This window comes from Maribacter sp. MAR_2009_72 (assembly GCF_007827235.1).
Taxonomy (GTDB): Bacteria; Bacteroidota; Bacteroidia; order Flavobacteriales; family Flavobacteriaceae; genus Maribacter; species Maribacter sedimenticola.
Genome location: NZ_VISB01000001.1, coordinates 2,791,557 through 2,817,344 on the forward strand (window position 1 = coordinate 2,791,557; position 25,788 = coordinate 2,817,344).

Genomic DNA, 25,788 nt, shown 5'->3' on the forward strand with positions numbered 1-25,788 from the left:
CAACAGAAATGTTCCTTCCGACAACATAAAATTCCATTTCGTCGGTAATATTGACATATTTGACTATGAATTGTAGGTGAAGTAAATAATTTATTAACCGACTTTTCAACCGTAGTGGCCCCCAAAACTACAAATACTTATGAAAAACTTGACCAGAAATTACATGTTTAGCGCATTGCTAATGCTGTTTGGAGCTCTCCAACTATCAGCACAGGCAATAGTCATCAATGCACCGGAACCTGCGGATAACCCAAATTTATCCGGTAATTCCCCATGGACATCCGTTTGTGCGGGAAATGGAGGATTTAATGATTATTATGTGAATATCACATGGGCCGGTACCGCAAATGCCGCCAACCAATTTATATTGGAGCTTTCAGATGCTTCGGGTAATTTTGGGTCTGCAACCGAATTGCTTGTCATAACCGACAAAAATTCAGTTAAAAACTTTGACGTCAATTTTGCAATCCCTACCGATACTAGGGGACAAGGATACAAATTACGTGTAAGAAGTACTGATCCGGTTAAGGTTGGTGCAGAATCAGAAGCATTCAATATGTACTATATGGATGTAACCAGTAGTCTTAACATTAGTGAGATAGGCGATGGTATTCCTCCCGGAAGTGTTTGCAGTACGGGACCCATAACATTACAAGTTGATAATATTCCCAATCCAGAAACCTATCAGTATATTTGGTATCGTAGTGGTACCGAAATTAGTGGTGAAAAAGGACATACCTTATTCGTTACGCAATCCGGTATGTACAATGCCTATGTTGATTATGGCCCTTCTTGTACAGGTTCTGGTAATACAGATTCTAACATTGTTGATGTTAGTATTGGGGCATCTGGTAACGGAATTGCTATAAATGCACCAACAAAAACTTCATTATGTAGTACAGATATAGAAACCCTAAGTATTAATACTACCGACCCCTCTTGGAATTATCAATGGTATAAAGATGGTACGGCCATTACCGGTGCAATTGCATCTACCTATTCCGTAAACGCTTCCAATAATGGGTTTGAGGGTGATTATGTCGTTGAAATTTCCGGAACCGGTATTTGTAACGAACAATCGGCACCTATTACCATTTCCAATGCAGATGCATTCACCGTAACCATACAAAACGATACGGATCTGGTACTATTACCTTCACAAACACATACTTTAACGGTTGCTACAACGGCAAATACTCCAAACTTTAAATGGTTTAAGGACGGCGTTGAACTTAATGGCCAAACTTCTGATAACTTAACGATAACACAAGCAGGTTCATATTATGCTGAAGTTACCCAAACAGGTGGTTCTTGTGCGGTCACTAGCAAGAATTCTGAGATGATAAACGTGGTAAGTCCAGAATCATTTAGCATAACAATTACTTATAACGATTCCTATAATGCATGTGAATCTACTTCCATTAATTTAGGTGTTGAGCGTATCAACGCAATTGCGGAGGATGGCTCTACTACAGATGTAACCTCAGCATTAATAGATGCATTTACTTACCAATGGGAAAAAGATAATGTAGCGATTAACGGAGCTAATGGGCAGACGGTTAGTATTGGCTCTAATAGTGAGAACGGAGTCTATGGACTTTCGGCAAGTATTGAAACGTTCAATGCTACATCCAATTCCTTGACAGTACAACTACTGACCAACGAAACCTTGTCCATAGCTAGTTCGGGAACAGTATTTTGTGCTATGGGTGAAGCCATTACGTTATCTACGGACACTGATTTGAGTGAAGGGAATTTCAACTGGCAATTGAACGGCGCTTCCATAAATACGAGCGACACTTCATTGAGCGTGACTGAAACTGGCATATATCAACTGGTGTTAGATCATGATGGATGTTCTTTGGTCTCCAATGAAATAACAATCTCACCAATGGACGAGAACTTGATTACCATTGATGAAGGTTCTGATATTGTGCTAACGGAAGGATCAACAAAAACAATAACCGCTAGCGGAGGTACAAGTTATAGATGGTTGAACACCAACAATGAAGAACTAAGTGCATCCAACAGCTTGTCACTTACGGAGCCGGGCAGTTATACCTTAATTGCTAGCATAGATAATTGCGACGTTGTAAAACAGGTGGAGGTGTCCTTATTGGATACATTTAAGGTTCCTAACGTAATTACCGTAAATGGAGATGGTATCAACGATCAATGGATAATTCCTAATTCTTACTCTAACAAACCGGATATCAATGTTATCATATATAACGAACAAGGCCAAGAAGTAATTAATGAATTTGGCTATAAAAATAATTGGCCGCAGTCAGCCACTGCGTTCACCAAACAAAATATGGTGTTTTATTATAAAATAAGAAACGCCAGTGATGTCCTTAAACAAGGAACAATCACAGTAATACGTTAAGCCCACCATGCTAAAGAAAAGTGTTTTATACCTATTGTTATTTTTGTTCGCCATTGTAAAAATGGTTGCTCAGGAAGATAGTCCTTTTGTGGCCTATGATGTACCTGCACAGAACTTATTGAAGTATAACAGGTTTTTGATCAACCCTACGTTTTCTACGGTTAGGGAAGATAAATCCTATATTAATCTGTTGCACAGAAATCAATCCGTTCAGTTTGATGACAATAACCAAAACTACTTTTTAAGCTATAGTGGTCGTATTAGTGATCGAACTGGTTTAGGATTGAGCCTATATTCCCAAAGAATGGGAACCTTAAGTAATTTTGGTGTCTTGGCCAACTATGCTTATGGTATTAAACTTAACGATAAAAGCAACTTTACTTTTGGAGCCAATGTTTCTTACTATAATAGTGGTTTTGACCAAGGTAGGGCTTCCACGGTAGAAGAAGATCCATTCTTGGCCGGTTTACAAGATCAAAATCTCATTTCTTTTCAACCTGGTTTCAACTTGTCCTATGGTAAATTTGATGTAGGAATGTTTGCTGAAAATCTGTTTGATTATAATATTAAGACCAGTGAGTCCTTAACAGCGTTTAAAGACAAAACCTTTTCGGGCCATTTACAATATACCCATCAGTTTCAAAATCAATCAGGTATTTTGCAAGAAGGTAGGTTGTTGCCTTTGGCACGTGTTAGAAAGATAGGGGAAGAAGATGTTACATTAGGCGGTAGTTTAATATTGGATTTACCAAAATTAGGGTGGATTCAAGGTGGCTATGATAGCTTCTATGGCGCAGCGGCAGGTGTAGGTTTTAATTTAAACCGAAGGGTATCTTTAGGATATACCATGGAAAAAGGGCTGTCCAATAATTTTGATAATTTTGGATTGACCCATGAGATTTCCTTTGCCTATTCCTTTACCCCAAACCTTACCGAGGACAGGGTTATGTTAGAGGACGATTTTGAAGATGAACTGGTAAATAATGACCTGGAGCCCGAGAATCTGGCCACCAATGAAGAGGTAGCTATACTAAAACAAAAATTGGCAGAAAATGATGCCATTATAGAGGAATTGATGTTTCGTCAAGATTCAATTGAAAATGCAAGACAAAGCGACCTAGAGCGTCGTTTTGAAATGGTCATGCGTATGGTAAGAAACGAAACCAATGGCAATAGACCAGACTTGGAGAAAAAGGCAAAGGACCTATTTATGAATAAAACGGACAATACCAATATAGCCTCTGTTGATAAACCTATTTCCCCTCAAGAGGATAGAGTTGCTTTTGCGGAAAGTCCTAAGGATAATGTTCAGGAACCGGCTTCTAAGCAAGAAAAAGAGGCTACTAGCACTGGTATGGAATCTGCCCTTTCTCAAAATGAAGCATCACCAAAAGTACTTAAACCTGTAAAGGAAATTAGTTCCCAGACCAACGAGGTAAACAAGTTGCAACATACACAACCTAAGGATGCCGTAGCGATCAACAATCGTACTACGACAACCGGCTCTCGCCAAGAAACCGCTCAGGACAAGGTAAAGAGCAGAAGGTTCAAGGACCTGCCCAATGTTAAGGATGGCTATTATGTAGTTGCCAATGTATATAAAGGGGGCAAGTATATGGATAAGTTTTTAGGTTCTTTAAACGAACAGGGTATAGATGCGGATGTTATCGATAATCCCAACAACGGCCTTAAATATGTTTACCTACAACGATTTGAAACTTTTGAGGAGGCCATGGCGGCCCATGATTCCAATTTAAACGGAAGGTATGACGGTAAAATGTGGATAATGAATGTAGATAATAGATATACAAACGATGCTTATGTTAGTAACGTTAAAAAGATTCAGCAAAAATCCTCAAAGTATGATGATACTATTCTTTCAAAGAATGTAGTTGTGAAAGATAACGTTGCGGCAAATGATATCAAATCCAAATCTTATGTTATTGAAGGTGCAGGGTCTGGCTATTATCTAATTGCAAATGTCTTTGCAAACCCTAACAATGCAAAACGTTTTGTACAACTTTTAAATTCCTTTGGTCTTAGTGCTAGCTATTTCATCAATCCTGAGAATAATTATAGATATGTCTATCTAAAAAAGCATGATTCATGGACCAATGCGTTAATCTCATACTATTCTAAACTCAATGATGCGTATAATGAAAAGATGTGGATTATGCGTGTAAACGAGGAACAAATGGCATGATTCTGACAAAGACCTAAACCGAACGTTCAACACCTTCCAAAGCATAATGTTCATTATCACTAAACAATTAACTCTTTTCCAATTATAAACAGCACTCTTTTTCAAAGCTGTTCACAACCTTTAGGACCTTATACTAAAATTCAGTTACAGGGAACTAAGATTGCGAATGCTCAGTATAGTATCACGGTCCATTTCCTACCGCATTTTAGTATTATAGATTAACCCTATACATCATTGTCTATTGATAGTTAAAGGTTGTGATCAGAAGGATATTTATATTTTTAAACCTTTTTGATTGGTACTGTTCCGTTTAATAAATAATTAAGCTGGTTGATTTACATCCCAAACGATACTACCATATCACCACTATATAGCAGCGTGTCATTTAACCTTTAATTGCGCATTTTAATTATATAACTTTAGTGCAAAGACCTATGATGCTCAAAAGCTTTTTTAAAGGCAATGTAAGGGTGTAATTATAACTCTAACATGCTTTTTGATTTAACGATCTAAAAGGCAGCGTATCACCTTTTCTATCATAGCAGAAAGATAGTGTTGGAGCATAGTATATTGCGTTGCTTAAAAGGGCTCTTTTAAACCCGCCAAATTATTGTAACGGGCAACAAAACGTTACACAACTTAGAATTAAAATCATTTAAGATTTTTATAAACCTGCAGGTCTACTCCTATAACGTTTTGAAATAGGTTCTTAAAATCTGTTTGGAGATTGGACAATGCGCTCATTCAATAAAATGACACCAATAACAACAACCCCAACACCAATAGTTTTACTATTTAAGTACTTCATAGAGCTCCATTTGGTGGTTCATAATTCTTATCAGAGAGATAAGAAATGTTCAATTATTGCACATTTAAATAGATGCTAATAAAAAGGACATTTGGTAGTAATACGTTTAACTAACTATTTGCACATGGTCTTTGATTTAATTGCCGAATTTGAAGCAAGTTTCAATATTTTGAAAAGAGTTTTTTAAGGCTATAATAACAATTGAACCAATTATGGAATATTCCGTTCCATTAATTAATTCCATTTTTTATGAAAGCTATCGGTTAAAGCATAATGAGCTGCATACTTTTCCAAAGGAAAACGCCTACCTGTATAATATGATCGTTCTTTTAATCAATCAAAAAAACATGATGTAGTTTAGGTAGGTTACTTGCAGAACTTTAACAGGAAATTTCTAAAGTTAAAATCATGTTCATCACCAACAATTCTAAAACTTTCGCAAGCTTTTTCAATTTTTCCAGTTGCCAAATAGGAAATCCCTAAATTTCTTGACATGTCCCTAAGCATTATATGGGTAAATTCGTTTTCCGAAATCGCTGTATCCAACGCTTGTTCATAAAAATCAATTGCCGAAATGAAATCAAGGGTTTTATAATAATCATCTGCTTTTTTTACATGATGATAAAAGTCCCAGTTTTCTTTTTTTATAAAGTATTTGCCTTGTTCAAAAAAATTAAACTTTTGTACAATTAAAATATTTTTTCCCGTACTGTTTTTCCAATATTTTTCTGAATCCTGAACGACTTTCCTAAAGGATTTGTCGAAGCTTTTGTTTATCCCCTGCTCTACCATAATATCCAGAATTTCATTATTTCTGGTTAAAACGAACGAACCCTTTAATTGATGTCTTTGTGCACTAGTCTTTGAGTAACTATATATAGATTTCCGCAGATAGTTTGAAAAAGAGGTTTCGTAATAAAATTCAGGATTTAAGCTAAACGACCTATGAAAGATAGTATCATTTTCTTTGATAAAATAGGTTTCTTGATACAAATTGTTTTCAATCAAAAAATCACTTTTTCTTAAAAAATAATAACTTAATTCATCACCATGCTCCTTTAACACTAAAAATTTATTATCAAATGAAAAGCTAAACTTTCTAATTCCTATATGAAGTTCAGAATTCAAAACAGTATACTTACTGGAAACTCCCTTTTCTTCATAATTAATGGATATATACGCTTTTCCCGAAGTAAATTCATAAGATAGAAAAGATGCGAACAAAGGATGATTAACCTCTAAATCCTTTCCATCTTGGTATATCACTTTATGACAAAACCACTTGCCTTCAAGAGAATTTTTGCAGTAAAGATTTGAAATGGAAACCAGAAAAATTACAATAAAAAGTTTTTGGTTCAAATTAGTTGAGTTTAATGCTATGGAATATTTGGTCATAAAGGTATCAAATCTTTAAACTTTCGTGTTTAATCCCCAAAATAAACAATTGATAATTCATGCGTTTTTTAATCAAATCAACCCCTTTTTTTGCTGATTTAAAGGTACATTTTACCTGTATTGCGTTTTATGTACAGTTGGTGTTTGCACAGCAATTTTCATCCATTTAGGTCGCTAAATTTAACTTTTACCATGGCTATTGGAACATTGTTGGTTTAAATAAATTACCTCAAAAGAAGAATCTTAATGATCGGTCAAATGCACTAAATAGGGCATAAAATGGGTATTTACTAAAAATCAAACCCATTTTTATTGCGGTTTCACAACAGAAACAGAACATACCACAACATTAAATTTCCTAGCTAATTACTATAGTGAATATTTGTTATTGGAGAATTCCACAGATTTTGGGTTAAACCAGCGCGTGAACTTCCCCACTATTAAATAGCACATGACCAAACTGACTGTTTTTTTTGATTTTATTAAGCGTTCTTCACTTATGGGAAAAATTTTCTCCAAAGGTTTGTTTTTCATTTTATTCTTGTTGTTGGGTTTCAACACAGCGTATTCTCAAGTAAAAAGAGATTTTGCGGTGCGTTATGAAGCTGATATTCGCGGAGAGATAACTTTTATTGCGAACAACATCGTCAACCGCTATATACCAGAATCCTCAGGTAGAAGATGGGTATGGAGAAATGGCCGTTGGAGAAGGGAAAACTTTACTATTCCAGAGGTATCACCTAACGAACCATATAACGATACTCGTGGTGCATCTAGTGCAAACGACTCATTTGATATGCGTTATATTGATGTAGATGGGGACTCTTCTACATTTAGCTCAAGTAGCGCTACACTTAATATTCCGGACTATGAATGTTCAATGATACGTTATGCCGGTCTTTATTGGTCAGCGGTTTATACCAACGCCGACCGTAGTAATATTGATGAAATAAAATTTAGGGTTCCAGGTGGTGCCTATCAGGATATCGTTGCGGATGACGAGCTTTTTGATGGTTTTAACGATATAGATTTTGGATATTATGCGCCTTACGCATATTATAAGGACATAACGTCCATTGTTTCAGCTTTACCAAACCCTAATGGTGAGTATTTTGTAGCCAATGTACGGGCAGATAATAGCCGTACGGTCAGTGGTGGTATTTCCGGTGGTTGGAAAATGGTTGTAGTATATGAAAACCCAAATTTACCAGGGGATAAATTCATAACCACCTTTGACGGATATGCGGGAATAAAATCTGGCGAAAGTGTAGATATTCCTATCAGCGGATATACAACATTACCCGCTCCTTTTCCTGTGTATGCCAATATGGGTGTGGCCGCTTTGGAAGGAGATAATGTAATTGATGGAGATGCATTGCAGATTAACGCCAATGGGTCTTTTACCACCTTATCAAACGGTGAGAACCCTGCCAACAACTTCTTCAATTCAAGTATCACTATTGACGATGTTCCTTACACCAACAGAAATCCAAATAGTATAAACACCTTGGGTTGGGATGTAGATTATTTTGAAATTCCTAACGGTGGAGTCAACAATACCATTATTCCTAATGGATCAACCAGTGCTACGCTTAGAGCCACTTCCTCTCAAGACAAATATGATATCTTTTTTGCTTCGTTTGATGTGGATATCATTGCACCTAACATTGTGTTGGAAAAAAGGGTTCAGACGCCCGGCGGTGTAGATATAACGGGTGAAGGTGTTAATTTAGGCCAAACCTTGGATTATGTGCTGACTTTTGAGAATATTGGTAACGATGATGGGGTAGGCTATACTATAAGAGATGTACTTCCTGTTAATGTCTCTCCGCCAAACGGACGTAGTTTTTTCAATGCTTCTGATTTTTCATACCCAGATGGAGTTACCTATACGTATGACCCCTTAACTCGCGAGATTATTTTTTCTGTCCCGGACAGATACGTAGAAGATGAGGATTCTGAATATTCCATTCGTTTTCGTGTACAAGTAGCGGAAAACTGTTTTGACTTCGTAAACGCATGTTCTGATTTAATTGAAAATGTGGCCTATGGCACCTATCGTGGAGAAAATAATTCTGCAATGGTAACGGACGACCCCAGTGTAAGTGAATTTAACTCATGTGGTTTTACGGTTCCAGGTGCTACTAATTTCCTTTTGGACGACCTTAGTGCTTGTAGCTTTGACAGAACGGTTACCTTATGTGGTGCAAATACAATTTTGACAGCGGGACAAGGTTTCGACTCTTACGTATGGTATCAGGACACCAATGGCAATGGGGAACTGGACAGTTTGGATGTTGAAATTAATGATGGTGACCCAGATAATGACCCAAGTACGCAAGTAGTTACTACTCCTGGTGTTTATATCGTAGATAAAATTGTTGCCGCACCTTGTATTGGTTACCAAGAAGTCATTACGGTTGAACCCTTTGGTTCTGGTAATATACCCAATCCTGTTACCGAATATTTTAATGAAGTTAATAACGATAGTGATCCTTCAAATGACATACCTGGAGAAATAGTTAATTGTACTATAGACAATTCTTTCATCCCAAAGATTTTCTTGTGCGGCATTAATGATTCTCAACCATTAGCGGTAAATATTGTAGATGCCCAAAGTGTTAGCTGGGAATTGTTGGACGAAGGCAGTTGTGCTCCGGTTGGCGAGGATTGTGCCAATAAAGCACTTACTTGTAATTGGACGGAAGTTGGCACTGGAAGTAACTTTCTATTAAATGCTCCTGGAGAATATAGATTATCCGTTATCAATAGAAATGGATGTATCAGCCGCTATTATTTTAAAGGGTTCCAGAACAATTTGGATATAGATTACACCAATAGGGATATTGTTTGTAATACAGACGGTAATATTACCATAACCAACTTGGGCAGTGGATATGGTTACCAGTTGATAGATAATGAAACCAATAACATTCTTGTTCCGTTTAGCGCAAACAATGGTCCAAGTTTTGACTTTTCTTCTGGCGAGAACGGTTCTTATAGGGTAGAGGTTACACCTACGGACATCAATGGAGATGTAATACCAAACGCCTGTGTTTTTACTACGGAAGTAATAGGTATTTTAGATAGAGACGTTACCTATAATGTTAATGTAACTCCAGAATTCTGTTATGAACTAGGGTCTATCAATTTACAGATCAATAATGCGGATGCGGTATATAACTACGAAATTAGAATAGATGATGGAAGTAATGGAGGATTAGGCACTCTTTTGGACAGTGAAAATGGACAAACGGACAACAATTTTACCTTTACGGATTTAAGTGCAGGGGGCTATATTGCTTTAATTTCAACCGCAGATGGTTGTTCATATAGTGAGAATGTTACTATTGTGGATAACAATGACCTAACATTAAGTGCAAGGGTTTCTCAACATATTACCTGTAGGGAAGGTAATATCCAAATGGATTCTGATGGGGGCACAACGCCACATACCTATGCAATCTGGTCATATGTAGATGAATCAGGAAATACGGTAACTTCATATCCTTCGTATGCAGATATACCTGCAACCAATTTTCAGACAAGTCAAATTTTTGACATTTTAGACCCGGGGGCCTATACATTTGTAGTGTTAGATAGAAATGGGTGTTACCAAGTTTCCAACACTGTTGAAATAGAATTTCAACCTGCGGCGGAATTTAACGCCACTACAGTAGTAGATGTTAACTGTTTTGGGGATGCTAGCGGTAGATTACAATATAATTTAATTGATAATAACGGTTATCAATTAACCTTTTCCTTATTTGATGCCGACGACCAACCTCTTGGCGAAAACGGCACAGGTAATTTTTCAAATTTACCGGCAGGGGATTATCGTGTATTGATAAACCAAAGAAGAGGTAGTGCTTCTTGTGATTATGAGGAAAATTATACCATTGGTTCGCCTGCTTCGGCAGTGCAGGGAGATGCTGTATTGATTCAAGATTATACTTGTGTTCAAGACGGGATTATTGAAGCACAGAACGTAACCGGTGGTGTTGCCCCTTATGAGTATAGTATTGATGGTGTCAATTTTATTCCAGATACGGTGGCCAACGCAAATCGTTTTGAGAATTTGGTAGATGGTAGTTATTATATCACTATCAGGGATGCCAACGGGTGTATTTTTATAACTAACGTGATAATGATTGATGCGCCAAACCCTCCTACAGACTTAAATATCACGGCAACGCAGATAACATGTCCTGATCAAACTGTAGATCTTAGGGTGTCCACTACAAATGGTTCAGCTCCTTTTACGTATGCCATTGTTGCCCCAACAGTAATAAACCCCACAAGTACTGTAGGCAATGAAGCTAATTTTGACGGACTGGCACCAGACACCTATACGGTAAGGGTTACAGATACTGATGGCTGTTTCTATGAAGAAAATTATACGATAAACGGTATAAACCCCATATCGGCTTCTGGAACTACCGTTCAACCTGTTTCTTGTTTTGGAGCAACAGATGGCAGCATTCGTTTTAATGTAACATTTCAAAGCGGACAAAATTTCACATATTCCATTACAGGCCCATCCGGTTTTACCAGCAATGGAGGGACACAAGCGGTAATCAACAATTTAAATAATTTGGAGGCTGGAGACTATGTAATAAATATTACGGATACCGCTACAAATTGTACGTATACTACCACCCATGAACTGGAAGGTCCTGCATCTGCATTGGCTATAACATCAATTAATGAAACACAACCTACTTGTCTAACAGATGGTAGTGTTAGTATTACTGCTACAGGTGGATGGGGTGGTTACTCCTTTTCATTGAACAACCCAGATGGTTCATCGTTTGGTACAAATAGTACAGGTAATTTCAACGGATTGACCCAACCGGGAACATATAACGGAACATTAACGGATTCCAATAATTGCGCAATACCTTTCTCATTTACATTAGATCCCGCAACAGCACCTGTCCTAGTTGTTACTCCAAACCAAGATTGTTTTGATAGCTCTACACTTTTGACCTTGACGGCAAATGTAACTTCAGGAGGTGACGGAAATTTTGAATATAGCATTAACGGAGCACCTTTTACAACAAATAATGTATTCTCCAATTTATCTTCAGGAACATATACAATAGATGTAAGGGATGGTAAAAACTGTACGGATACAGAAACAATCGTTGTCAATCCGGAGCTAACGGTTACCGCCAGTGCGGGCAACATTACCGCCTGTGGTTCTGCCACTGATGTGGCGATCGCCGGAGCGGGCGGTGACGGCAACTATGTCTACGCGGTAGTGGACAACGGCACTACGCCCACATCGGGCGACTTTGTGCCCAACAGTACGATCTCGGTTACGGGTACGGGCGACTACGACGTCTATGTAAGGGACAACGGCGGCAGCGCCGGTTTCTGCGAGAGCGTATACGCCATCACGATCGACCAGGACCTGCCGTTGGCACTTTCCGTTTCCAATACTCCTATATTGTGTAGTGGAGATTCTTCAACCATATCAATTAATGTTACTGGGGGTGAAGCTCCGTACACCTATAGTATTAATAATGGTGCTAATTTTCAAACGGAAAGCATCTTCCCTAACCAACCAGCCGGAGACTATACTATTATTGTAAGGGATGTTAACAATTGTGATATTACAGAACAATATAGTTTTACGGAACCATACCCATTATCTGCATCAGCTGCAATTACTGCATTAATTGAATGTAACCCAACATTAGGTGCAGAGGTTAGAATAACAAATGCAATGGGCGGTACTTCTCCTTATATGTATAGTTTTACGGGTGGTAGCAGTTATGACAATAATCCTATTGGATATTTATTTGCAGGCAACCAAACTGTTTACATCAGAGATGCCAATAATTGTATATATCCTATGGATGTTACAGTTCAACCAGAGCCAACACCTCCTACATTGTCAAGTACTATTGATTACGAATGTGACGGAGAAGGTACAGTTACCATTACACCGAGCGGAGGGGCTTATAATTACAACTCTTATAGTATTGACGGATCTGTTAATACTCCGGCTACCAACAACGTGTTTAATAATGTGTCGGTGGGTACGCACACGTTTGAAGTATCTTATATTAGCTCAACTCCTCCTGCTCCTAGTTACTTGTTTACGGAAGATTTTAGAAGCGGGGTAAATACCAGTATACCAGAAATTGACCCACTTTATGTATACGAGCCTCAAACTTCATCTATAATTGATGATGGTGAATATTCAGTAACCAATTTTGTTACACATCCTGGTTGGGTTAGTCCTGTTGACCATACTGGTTTGCCAAATGGCAGATTCTTAGCTATTAACGTTGGGGGTGTTGCCGGTGTTGGCGGTATAATGTATGCAAGAAGAAATCTTGAGGTAATTCCAAATATTCCTATTACAATCTCTTTAGAAGCATTTAACCTATTGGCGACTGGTAGTGGAGGCGGTGACCCAACTATTGTCATTGAACTAGTTGACGGATCAGGTAATGTTATTGAAAGTACCGCAACGGGCAATGTACCTAAGAATAATGGTCCTAATGATTGGCAAACATACGCGTTAACATTAAACCCTGGTGCTAATACAAATCTGGATATTGTAATTAGAACCAATTCGGCAGTGCTAAACGGAAATGATATTGCAATTGATGATTTACAGGCATTTCAAAATCCAGCACAATGTCCAAGAACAGTTAGTATAGATGTAATCGTAGAGGATGGTCATGCTTTTGAAGCATCGATAATTGGGTATAATGATCTTAGCTGTAATAACGATGGCTCTGGTTCTATTACGTTTGAAGTGGACAACTTTGGTCCTGGAGGGTTCGAGTATAGTTTTACAAGTGATTTTAGTTCTATTCTTGGAAGTACTACGGTATCTCCACAGACGATATCATCACTTTCTGCCGGTAATTATACCATTTACGTTAGGGAGGCAGGCAGTACAAACCCTGGTTGTAGTACAAGTATAAGTCAAGTTATCAACGAACCTTCGGTGGTGGTTGCGGACGCATCTCAGACACAACCCTATACCTGTAATAATGGAGGGGCAATTATAACCGCTAGCGCATTGGGCGGTATACCTGGTTATACATATCAATTAGAAAATAATGCTGGAAGCATATTGACCGCTTACCAAACCGGTACAACTTTTGGCGGATTAACGGCAGGCACCTATAGGGTCCGTGTTATGGACGCAAACGGATGTACGGATCTAATAGATAGCCCTATCACGATTACGGCACCAATTATTCCCGTTTTTACCTTAAATGAAACAGCTTGCTATAGTGGTGGTAATGATGCAACTATTCAAGTTAATGTTACGGATGGTAATGGGGATTATCAATTTAGGATCAATGGAGGAACATGGGTGGTACCATCTCCAGTCAATTCAACTACATACACATTTAACGGATTATCACAAGGAACATACACGATAGAGGTCACAGATGCTTATGGTTGTGATAGTGCATCTCAATCCATTACCATAGAACCTCAATTAACGGTTACCGCCAGTGCGGGCAACATTACCGCCTGTGGTTCTGCCACTGATGTGGCGATCGCCGGAGCGGGCGGTGACGGCAACTATGTCTACGCGGTAGTGGACAACGGCACTACGCCCACATCGGGCGACTTTGTGCCCAACAGTACGATCTCGGTTATGGGAACGGGCGACTATGACGTCTATGTAAGGGACAACGGCGGCAGCGCCGGTTTCTGCGAGAGCGTATACGCCATCACGATCGACCAGGACCTGCCGTTGGCACTGACGATCTCGAACACCGCGGTACTCTGTAGCGGGGACAGCCAGTCCACCTTGACGATTATGGCAAGTGGCGGGGAAGGTCCGTATACCTATAGTATAGACAACGGTGCAAGCTATGTTTCGCAGAACACGTTCAACAACCTTGGCGCCGGTTCGTACAACATCCGTGTCAGGGACGCCAACCTTTGCGAGATAGGGGAAATCCATACGATCACGGAGCCCTTCAACCTGTCCGCCTCTGCCGCTGTAGCCGCATTGGTGGAGTGCAACCCTACACAGGGCGCTGAGGTCCGTATCACGAACGCGCAGGGAGGTACCGCACCGTACAGCTATAGCTTTGACGGTGGCGGCACGTATACTTCCAGTCCCATAGGATACCTGTTGGCGGGCAACCATACGGTATACGTCCGTGACGCCAACAACTGTACGTTCCCAATGGACATTACGGTAGACCCGGCCCCTGCACCTCCCACATTGTCTGCAACGGTGGATTACCTTTGTGACGGCGACGGCACGGTTACGGTGACCCCGAGCAGCAGCGATTTCGACTACACCTATAGTATCGACGGTAACCCCAACAGTCCGGCTACCTCCAATATATTCAACAACGTACCTGCAGGTCCGCACACCATAGACGTTACTTATTTGAGTACGGTAGCACCTGCAGAAAGCACCTTATTGACTGAAGATTTTGGTTCCGGACCCAATACCAGTATACCACAGATAGACCCTGCTTATTGTTACGAGCCTGGCGATGGAAGTACTAGCGCCTGTAGTATTGGTGATGCTCGTTTATTTGATGGAGAATATACGGTTACAAGTGCGTTAGCACCTTTACATGCCACATGGATCAGTCCTAACGACCATACCGGTAATGCCAATGGGCGATATTTGGCGATCAATGTTGGTGGTGTTGTTGGTGTTGGTGGTATTGTATATTCTAAAAGGAACGTTGAGGTATTACCTAACCAGGATATTACTATTTCCTTTTGGGCATTGAACTTATTGCGTACTGGCACCTCTGGAGGAGATCCTAGCATGCAAATAGAATTAGTGGATGGTAGTGGAAATATTATTGCCAGCTCATCTACGGCGGGCAGTGTTCCTAAAAATAATGGCCCGGATGATTGGCATAATTATTCTGTCTCACTAAACCCTGGCGCAAATACAAACTTGGATATAATCTTCAGAACGAACTCTGCAGTTCTTGACGGAAATGATATTGCTATAGATGATCTTTTGGCAACCCAGCCACCGGCAAGGTGTCCGGGAACAACAAGTATTGACGTAATCGTAGAGGACGGAAATGCTTTCGAGGCATCTATAATAGGCTATGAGGACCTTGACTGTAACGCGGACGGTTCTGGTGCGATTACTTTTGAGGTAGAGAACTTTGGTATAGGTGGATTTGAATATAGTTTTGATAGCGGTTTTGCCACGATAGATGGTAGTGATACCGTTTCGCCATACACAATAACAGGTTTGGCTGCTGGCAACTATACTATATATGTAAGGGAAGCCGGAAGTACAAATCCTGGATGTAGGGTTTCCATATCCCAAACCATATCGGAGCCGGCCATCGTTACTTTTTCGGAAACCGTTGTACAGCCAACTTGTGTAGATGGTGGTTCGGTTACCATAACAACTTCTGGCGGAACGGCAGGTTATACGTATCAAATTGAAGAACCAAATGGAAATATTGTAGGGCCACAAAGTGAAAATATCTTCACTGGCCTTAATGAAATAGGAATACATACCATTACCGTTACGGATACTAATGGATGTACTGCTACGGATACCTTTACCTTGAACACACCGGTGAACCCTGTTATCAGTATTGACCCTAGTTCAGATTTATGTTATGATTCTTCCAACCCAGGTTCGGCTACCGTGGTTATCGGTGGATCTGGAGGATTGGCCCCCTATGTATTTAGAATGAATTCGGGCCCTTATAGAACCTCCAATACATTTGCGAACTTAACACCTGGCAATTATACATTTGAAATTAGGGATGCCAATGGATGTACGGATGATTTAATGTTTACCATAGAACCTCAGTTGACAGCAAACATTGTTTTATCAAAGGATATTGATTGTACCGTATCGCCTGATGCTATCTTGGATTTACAGGTAAACGGAGGTTATTCGCCATTTACATATGAGTTAAATATAGATAACGGCGGTTACACTTCATATACAGGTACTTTTCCATTTACCACAAATACTCCCGGTTTATATAGATTTAGGGTAACGGATAGCCAAGGATGTGTTGCAGAATCAAATGAAGTAACTGTAACGGCAGTCGTTAATCCTTTGGCTACGGAGACGGTTACTGACCCCACATGTAACGGCGACTCTAATGGTATTGTAGAAATTAATATTGACCCTGCTTACGGATCTTCTCCTTATGAGATTAGTTTTAACGGCAGTCCCTTCACCAGTCAAAGGGTTTATCCAGGATTGGCCGCTGGTACTTATACATATACCCTTAGGGATAGTAAGAGTTGTACATACACCCAAACCGTTACTGTTAATGACCCAGTATTGTTTGATGCCAATGTTGTAGCTACGGATGTTAGTTGTGGTGGATCTGGTGATATTCCCGGAAGAATTGATATTAATATAACCAGTGGTGGGGTACCTAATTTTACCTATACGTTATATGATAATCAGAATAATATTGTAGTAACTACAGGTCCTAATCCAATAGTAAATACATCTTCAACTACCGCTTCGTTTGAGGGACTTACATTTGGAGATTACTATGTGAGGGTATTGGATGCAAATGGCTGTGAATTTTATCAAAACCCTGTTCGTGTTCTTTCTAATCCATATTTAACAGTTGATGCCCTTGTTCCAGCAGTTAGCTGTGCTACCGGTGGGTCGGTAGATTTATTGGCAAGTGGCGGATCTGGAAATTATGATTTTACCATTTACGGTTCAGGAACTGCTCCTAATACAGAAGTAGCAGGACCTGGAACGGGAGAAGAAAGTGCCAGTTACTTAGGTTTAAATCCGGGACAGTCCTATGTATTCCAAGTTATAGATACGGATACCAATTGCTCCAGTTATGTAGAGGTAGATATACCAACACTTTCTTCGATAGATGTAGTTTCAGATCCGGTGGTCAATGATGTTGCTTGTTTTGGTGACACTAATGGATCCATTGCTTTTCAGATTGAAGGTCATGATGCTGGTGTTAGTTCAATTTATTATGAGATAAGGGAATCTATCTCCAATACTCCTTTGGGTGGTGCATATTCCGGTACAATTACAGGGTCTAGCGGACCTAGTGCAACTCCAGTGGAAACCGTATCCGGTATCCCTCCGGGAGATTATGTATTGTTTTTTAGAGAAGATAGCGCTCCAGACTGTACCAATACATTTGAGTTCAGGATTATAGAACCTAATCCGGTTACCCTCAACCTAGTTGATCAAAATAATGGGTATTGTTCAGAAAATGCCAATATCACTGTTATTGCAGGTGGTGGTAATGGTTCGTATACTTACGCTTATATGGAAAATGGGGTAACACCTGCAGCCTCAGATTATGAAACAAGCAATTATAAAGAATTAGATCCTGCAGTAAATACAGAATGGGATGTTTATGTCATTGATGGAAACGGATGTGCTGCAAGCTCTCATTTAGACATTACAATAGCAGAAGATCCTTCACCGCTTATATCTGCTGTAGTTGTAAACCAGTGTGCGGCAAATGAAGGTGAGTTTATCGTAGAGGTTACTTTGGACGGCGAAGGAATTCAACCCTATACATTAAGTGTTAATAGTGGATCTTATCAGTCTTCTACATTAACCACATTAGGTACAACACATCAATTTACAAATTTAAGCTCAGGCAACTATACAATTGATTTACGTGATTTTAATGGTTGTGGAAACCAAGTTTCCTTAGAAATATTCAAACCTTCTAATATTACGGCAGAAGTTCAGGCACAGCCTACTTGTTTAGGACGTGATGGTGCTATCTTGATAACGGCATATGGAGGTTCAGGAGCCTATGAGTATGAGCTTTTCTTCTTTGGCGGAGCATCTGTTGAAGGGCGTAAACTAACCCCGCTATTCTCTAATTTAGATCCAGGAATGTACACTGCGGCAATTTATGATTTAGACCCTAGATATACAGGGTGTACCGCATTGGTAGATATTGAGTTAGAAGTCCCAACGGCTGTAGACTTTACTACTTCCATAACGGATGTTACCTGTTTTGGAGGAAATGACGGCAGTATTGTTGTTTCCCTTGATCCAACTATGGACAACCCACCATATTCGTATCAGTTGATGGTTGACCCAACTCCTGTATTGCCTTATGACGCTTTACGAATGTTACCTCAAGGGCCGGCTCAGTCATCGAACATTTTCAATAACCTTTCAGCTAACGATGACTATTATGTAAGGGTAACCTCAGATAGAGGATGTTTCTTGGACAGACCTGTTCCAATTGCGGAACCAGACGAGATTTTAAACGTAAGCGCTAGTGTTGTGGAATTCGGCTGTAGTGTCGGCAACAATGCCGATAATGCCACGGTAACGGTCAACGGCGGCATTACGGGCGGAAGCGGCAACTATGAGATCTATGAGTTCATCGATAGCGCTTCCAACGTGGTACAGTCTGGCGCCTCCAACGTTTTGACGGTAACGGACAGAACCGGCGAGAGCTATACGATAAACGTATACGACGACAACGGATGTTCCGGGAGCACTACGGCTACGGTACTAGCTTTCGACGAGATGACCGGAGCAACCGCTGCGGTGACCACTACGGTTACCTGTGCGCCCGGCTTGGACGGCGAGATCACCGTTACGGCAACTTCGACGGCGAGCGATGCTACGAAGTACGAGTACAGTATCGACAACGGGGCGAGCTACCAGGTATCCAATGTTTTCGGCGGACTTGCCGCCGGTACGTACAATTTCTTGGTAAGACATGTGGATACGGGCTGTATAGTAACAACATCTGCACGTATCGAGGAACCCAATACGTTCACGATCGATGTGGCGAAGAGCAGCGACGTGATCTGTTACGGAACGGATACGGGCGAGGTGACCTTCTCACTTGTGGATGCGACATATGCCGCCGGGTTCGACTGGGAAGTGTTTGATACCAACGGCACGCCCAACGATATCCTGGACGATGTTAGCGTAGCTACAGGCGACGAGGCCGCCCCAACGGTGAACCTTGGAGCGGGGAACTATTATGTTTCGGTGACCCAGGACAGCAACCCGTTCTGTACGAACAGGGAGTCGTTCACGATAAGCGGCCCAAGTGCCGATATTACGGGAACTACCGTAGTGACGGACATTACCTGTGCCACTGGGGACAACGACGGTTCGATCACGATCACCAACGTGGCCGGTGGATGGGGAGGCTATACCTACTATGTGGGTACGGCTGCGCCTAGCGCACCGACGGACTTTGTTCCCAACGCCACGTTCGGCGGACTTACGGCTGGCACCTACCAGGCATGGGCAAGGGACGGCGCGGGCTGTGAAAGGCTGATCCAGGACAATATCGTACTTGACGTCCCCGCCCCAATAGCGGCAACGCTTCAGGTGGTGCAGGAGAACTGTACGAATTTACAGGGCGAGATCGAGGTGAGCGCACCCACCGGCGGACAGGGAAGCGGCTATACGTACCAATTGATATTGGACGGCAGCGATTTCCGTGCGCCGCAGAACACGAGGGTGTTCTCGGGTCTTGGGGCTGGTGTCTACGAGGTACGTATCACGGACCAATGGAACTGTGATTTCACCACTTTACCGGTAGAACTTTACGAGCAATTGGGCGCAACTACCACAGTGGATAAAGCTATTGATTGTACAGGTACACCTGGCGGAACGATAACGGTGAACGTAACGGGCGGTTCCGCGAACCTTGAGTTCGAGATGACGCCGCCGAGCGGACCTAACGTTGTCCAGACGAACGACCCTGTCTTTACCGGCCTGGTCGATGCGGGTACCTATACGTTCATTGTAAGGGACCTGGATACGAACAATCCTACAAGGTGTGAGACTACGGCAACACAAATATTGGACGCTCCGGTAGTTCCAGTATTTACAGAAACACATATTGATATTACCTGTTTTGGAGCAGATAACGGCTCTATAACCTTGGCACAGACCCAGAATGGCGTAAATCCTTTAACCTTTACGATTTCTCCTGTTGCAGGTACTTTCAATACGAGCAGTAATACATTTGAAAACTTACCACCTAATACATATAGTATTACGGCTACGGGAACCAATAGTTGTACAAGTACAATTATAGATATTGAAATTTCCGAGCCGGACGAGATATTGAACGTAAGCGCTAGTGTTGTTGAATTCGGCTGTAGTGTCGGCAACAACGATAACAATGCCACGGTAACGGTCAACGGCGGCATTACGGGCGGAAGCGGCAACTATGAGATCTATGAGTTCATCGATAGCGCTTCCAACGTGGTACAGTCTGGCGCCTCCAACGTTTTGACGGTAACGGACAGAACCGGCGAGAGCTATACGATAAACGTATACGACGACAACGGATGTTCCGGGAGCACTACGGCTACGGTACTAGCTTTCGACGAGATGACCGGAGCAACCGCTGCGGTGACCACTACGGTTACCTGTGCGCCCGGCTTGGACGGCGAGATCACCGTTACGGCAACTTCGACGGCGAGCGATGCTACGAAGTACGAGTACAGTATCGACAACGGGGCGAGCTACCAGGTATCCAATGTTTTCGGCGGACTTGCCGCCGGTACGTACAACTTCTTGGTAAGACATGTGGATACGGGCTGTATAGTAACAACATCTGCACGTATCGAGGAACCCAATACGTTCACGATCGATGTGGCGAAGAGCAGCGACGTGATCTGTTACGGAACGGATACGGGCGAGGTGACCTTCTCACTTGTGGATGCGACATATGCCGCCGGGTTCGACTGGGAAGTGTTTGATACCAACGGCACGCCCAACGATATCCTGGACGATGTTAGCGTAGCTACAGGCGACGAGGCCGCCCCAACGGTGAACCTTGGAGCGGGGAACTATTATGTTTCGGTGACCCAGGACAGCAACCCGTTCTGTACGAACAGGGAGTCGTTCACGATAAGCGGCCCAAGTGCCGATATTACGGGAACTACCGTAGTGACGGACATTACCTGTGCCACTGGGGACAACGACGGTTCGATCACGATCACCAACGTGGCCGGTGGATGGGGAGGCTATACCTACTATGTGGGTACGGCTGCGCCTAGCGCACCGACGGACTTTGTTCCCAACGCCACGTTCGGCGGACTTACGGCTGGCACCTACCAGGCATGGGCAAGGGACGGCGCGGGCTGTGAAAGGCTGATCCAGGACAATATCGTACTCGACGTCCCCGCCCCAATAGCGGCAACGCTTCAGGTGGTGCAGGAGAACTGTACGAATTTACAGGGCGAGATCGAGGTGAGCGCACCTACAGGCGGACAGGGAAGCGGCTATACGTACCAACTGGTGCTTGGCGGGACGGACTTCCGCTCACCGCAGAACATCAGGGTGTTCTCCGGCCTGGGCGCAGGAGTCTACGAGGTGACGATCACGGACCAATGGGGCTGTAGCTTCACCACGCCGCCCGTAGAGCTTTACGAGCAGTTGGGCGCCACCACGGCCGTGACCAAGCCGATCGACTGTAGCACAACGGTGCCAGGGGGCACGATAACGGTTGACGTTACGGGCGGTTCCGCGAACCTTGAGTTCGAGATGACGCCGCCGAGCGGACCTAACGTTGTCCAGATGAACGACCCTGTCTTTACCGGCCTGGTCGATGCGGGCACGTACACTTTCACGGTCAGGGACCTTGACACCACCAACCCGGTGTGCCAGACCATGGCCACACAGGTGCTGGACGCTCCGGTAGTTCCAGTACTATTGGATGCTACAATTGTAGACGTAAGCTGTTTTGGTGGAAGTGACGGTAGTATTAGAGCTAATATGGACCCATCGACTAATTCGAATCCAGCATATCAATATGAACTTTATAGTACTAGTGATTTGGTAACTCCAATTGCCCCCTTACAGGATAATCCGTTATTTACTGGATTAGCTGCGGGTGATTATCAGGTGCGCGTTGTATCGAGCAGAGGATGTGAAGGCATTAAGAACGAGACGGTTTCAGAGCCTACACAGTTATTGATCGATGCCACGGTAACGGAGTTTACTTGTTCAACAAACAACTCAGTGAACACTGCCACGATTACTGTGAATGTATTGGATGGAGCAACCACTTCTGGTGTTTCTTCAGGTACTTCACCATACCTATATAGTTTGGACAATGTAATTTTCCAAAGGTCCAATACATTCAATATTGCGGATAACGGTAGTGAACAAATTATAGATGTATTTGTAAAAGACGATAATGGATGTACAGAAACTACTTCGGTAACGGTGCAACCTATAAATACGTTTACCGCTACAGTGACCAGAGATTTAGCCATCACTTGTACGAATGATGAGATAGTGACAATTTCAGTTACGGACAATGGTTTGGCGCACTCTTATAGCTTTGAACTTTTACCAATTGGAAATAGTAACGGAACACTTACGACAAGTACGGCAACAACGGCGGAATTTAGTTTAAGTGCCGTAGGATCCTATAATTTCCGTGTCACAGATTTGGATACCGGTTGTTATGTAGTAACGGACACATATTCTATTGCACCTTTTGATTTTATAACAGCAACCGCTACGGCAACCTCTGTAGTTACTTGTTATGGGGATACTAACGGTGGATTGTCAATTAATATCGATGGCTATTCCGGAACGTATGACTATCAAATTTTTGATACTGCAGGTAATGCCATTGGAAGTACGGTCTCTACGGATACAAGTGTAAACCCAAGACAGGTAGGAAATATTTCTGGAGGCAATTACTATGTTCAGATTACGGAAACCTCTGTGCCATTGTGCTCGGAAAACACCAATGTAGTAACCATAGCATCTCCGGACAGACCTTTGGATGCGGTAGTGAACCCTATTGCGGAAGTTACGTGTACCAATGATAAAGGTGAAATCAGTGTAACTCCTAGTGGAGGTTATAAGCCTTATGATATTACGTTGACGAATACCTTAACCGGAGAAAACATAACAGTTGAAAATGTTCAGGAAATGACATTTGGCAACCTTGCTGCTGGAGATTATACCATTCAAATAGCGGATAACGTAGGATGTTTTATCACCAGGACAGAAACACTTATACCTGCTACTCCTATTATTGCCAATGCCACACCTTTAGTTACGGATTTGGCCTGTTATGGGGATACTGGCGCTGTAATAAGTGCTATTGTCACCGGAGGAGGAAGTGGTTCATATGGATATCAATTAAATTATTATGATGCTTCGGGTACAACCATTTTAAATACTACGGGTATACAGAACAATCCTAATTTCAATGATTTAGGTGCTGGTATTTATAGTATAACAGTTGTTGATGGTTGGGATTGTGATATGACCACCAACACGGTAGAAATTACACAACCAACTGAAATACAGGCATCTTTATTGAGAACCAACCCATTAACTTGTGCTACTGGAGCTGAATTTGAATTAACGGCGACAGGTGGCAGCGGTACGTATGAATATAGTGTTGACAATATTACCTATTTACCAATGACTACAAATCCATTAGGATTACCGGAAGCAGGTATTTACCAACATGGAAGGTATCAATTCTATGTACGTGATGCTATAAATGGTTGTGAGGCCGCATTGTCAAATGCCATTACTGAAAATGAGATTCTGCCGTTGACCCTCACAGTAGATGATACTGCAGCAGTATTAAATTGTTCAGGTGAAAACACCGCCATTATTTACGCAACTGCGGAAGGAGGATTAGGAAATTATCAATATGAATTATTCACCGATAGTTCCTTGTCCCCAGCATCAAGGATTGCCGGACCTCAAATTCAGGGTGTTTTCAGAAACTTGTCCGCGGGTACTTATTATGTATCTGTAACAAGTGAGGATTGTACCACCCAAGCAGAAGAGGTAATAATAGAAGACCCTATTCCTTTATCCTATACAGAGAGTATAATTGACGTAAGTTGTGCTGGAGAGAACAACGGACAAATAACGGTTACCCTTTCTGGCGGGGCTGGAGGATATCAATATGCTATTTCTCCAAACTTGAACCAAGCATTTACGACAAATACATTTACAGACCTTGCACCGGGAGAATACACCATACTTGCCCAGGACAGGAACGGCTGTTTTGAATATTTGACCTATACCATTTCAGAACCTGATATGTTAGTCGTTAACCCAACGGTTACTCCGGAAATCTGCGTGGATAGCCAAGATGGTTCTATAGTCCTTGAGATATTAGGAGGAACGGCACCTTACAGTACGGCCATCAATGCAAATGGCGATGCGGATTTTGTTCTTGGAAGGACTGAGTTTATAAATATGGCAGCGGATAATTATTTGATCTTTGTTAGGGATGCCAATGGTTGTGAAACCAATGTGATAGTTGACATAGAAAGAGGAGTCAACTTGAACGCGACGGTAGAGCCGGTTTACGAATGCTCTAGCGATATGCCTAATAATTATGTGAACATTACCTTGGAGGACGATAGTGTCATAGGAGATGTCCTTTATGCCATTGACTCCGTAGATCCGGAAGATTTACAGTTAAATCCAGATTTCAGGGATTCTGCACCGGGCAACCATTATATTACCATAGCGCATGCCAATGGATGTTTACAGACTATAGACTTTGTAATTGAAGCTTTTGATCCATTGTCATTGACGTTGGAACAACATAACCTCAATGAGATTACTGCTGTGGCAGAAGGAGGTAGAGAAGCTTACACCTATTATTTTGACGGCATCGATAATGGTAACAGCAATACGTTCTTCATTGATAGAACCGATACGTTTGAGGTGCGCGTCGTTGATCAAAACGGCTGTGAGTCCATTGCCAATATTTATATGGAATTTATAGACATTGAATTACCTAATTTCTTTACTCCTGACGGGGACGGTCAAAATGATTTTTGGATACCTAGAAACATGGAACAGTTTCCAGAAATACTAATAAAGATTTTTGATCGTTATGGTAGGGTAGTTTCCCAACAATTTGCAGACTCAGAAGGCTGGGATGGTACATATTCGGGCAAATTTTTACCTACTGGTGATTACTGGTATGTGATCAAACTGAATGGAGAAAGAGATGAAAGGGAATTTGTAGGGCACTTTACTCTATATCGTTAAAACTT

4 protein-coding genes are annotated in these 25,788 nt (G+C 41.7%); 3 read left to right on the top strand and 1 reads right to left on the bottom strand.

The window, feature by feature from the left end; all coding sequences use genetic code 11:
• Positions 1 to 139: 139 nt before the first annotated feature.
• Both JM81_RS11800 and JM81_RS11805 read left to right on the top strand, forming a co-directional pair.
• Complete coding sequence (locus tag JM81_RS11800) at positions 140 to 2,386, top strand: gliding motility-associated C-terminal domain-containing protein (RefSeq protein ID WP_261375023.1); 2,247 nt, start codon at positions 140 to 142, stop codon at positions 2,384 to 2,386.
• Between the two features lie 7 nt (positions 2,387 to 2,393).
• Complete coding sequence (locus tag JM81_RS11805) at positions 2,394 to 4,589, top strand: type IX secretion system membrane protein PorP/SprF (RefSeq protein WP_144803670.1); 2,196 nt, start codon at positions 2,394 to 2,396, stop codon at positions 4,587 to 4,589.
• 1,174 nt (positions 4,590 to 5,763) lie between these two features.
• Here the strand turns inward: JM81_RS11805 and JM81_RS11810 are convergent.
• Positions 5,764 to 6,756, bottom strand: a complete 993-nt coding sequence (locus tag JM81_RS11810; RefSeq protein ID WP_144803672.1) for a tetratricopeptide repeat protein — start codon at positions 6,754 to 6,756, stop codon at positions 5,764 to 5,766.
• A gap of 535 nt (positions 6,757 to 7,291) precedes the next feature.
• On the opposite strand from JM81_RS11810, the gene JM81_RS11815 reads away from it, so the two are divergent.
• Entirely contained in the window at positions 7,292 to 25,783 is an 18,492-nt protein-coding gene (locus JM81_RS11815) for a T9SS type B sorting domain-containing protein (RefSeq protein ID WP_186435570.1), read from the top strand.
• Positions 25,784 to 25,788: the final 5 nt, after the last annotated feature.

What these genes read in the sequence shown, in the direction of transcription:
- JM81_RS11800 (WP_261375023.1), top strand. Translation starts at nt 140, where the DNA reads ATGAAAAACTTGACCAGAAATTACATGTTTAGCGCATTGCTAATGCTG.
- JM81_RS11805 (WP_144803670.1), top strand. Translation starts at nt 2,394, where the DNA reads ATGCTAAAGAAAAGTGTTTTATACCTATTGTTATTTTTGTTCGCCATT.
- JM81_RS11815 (WP_186435570.1), top strand. Translation starts at nt 7,292, where the DNA reads ATGGGAAAAATTTTCTCCAAAGGTTTGTTTTTCATTTTATTCTTGTTG.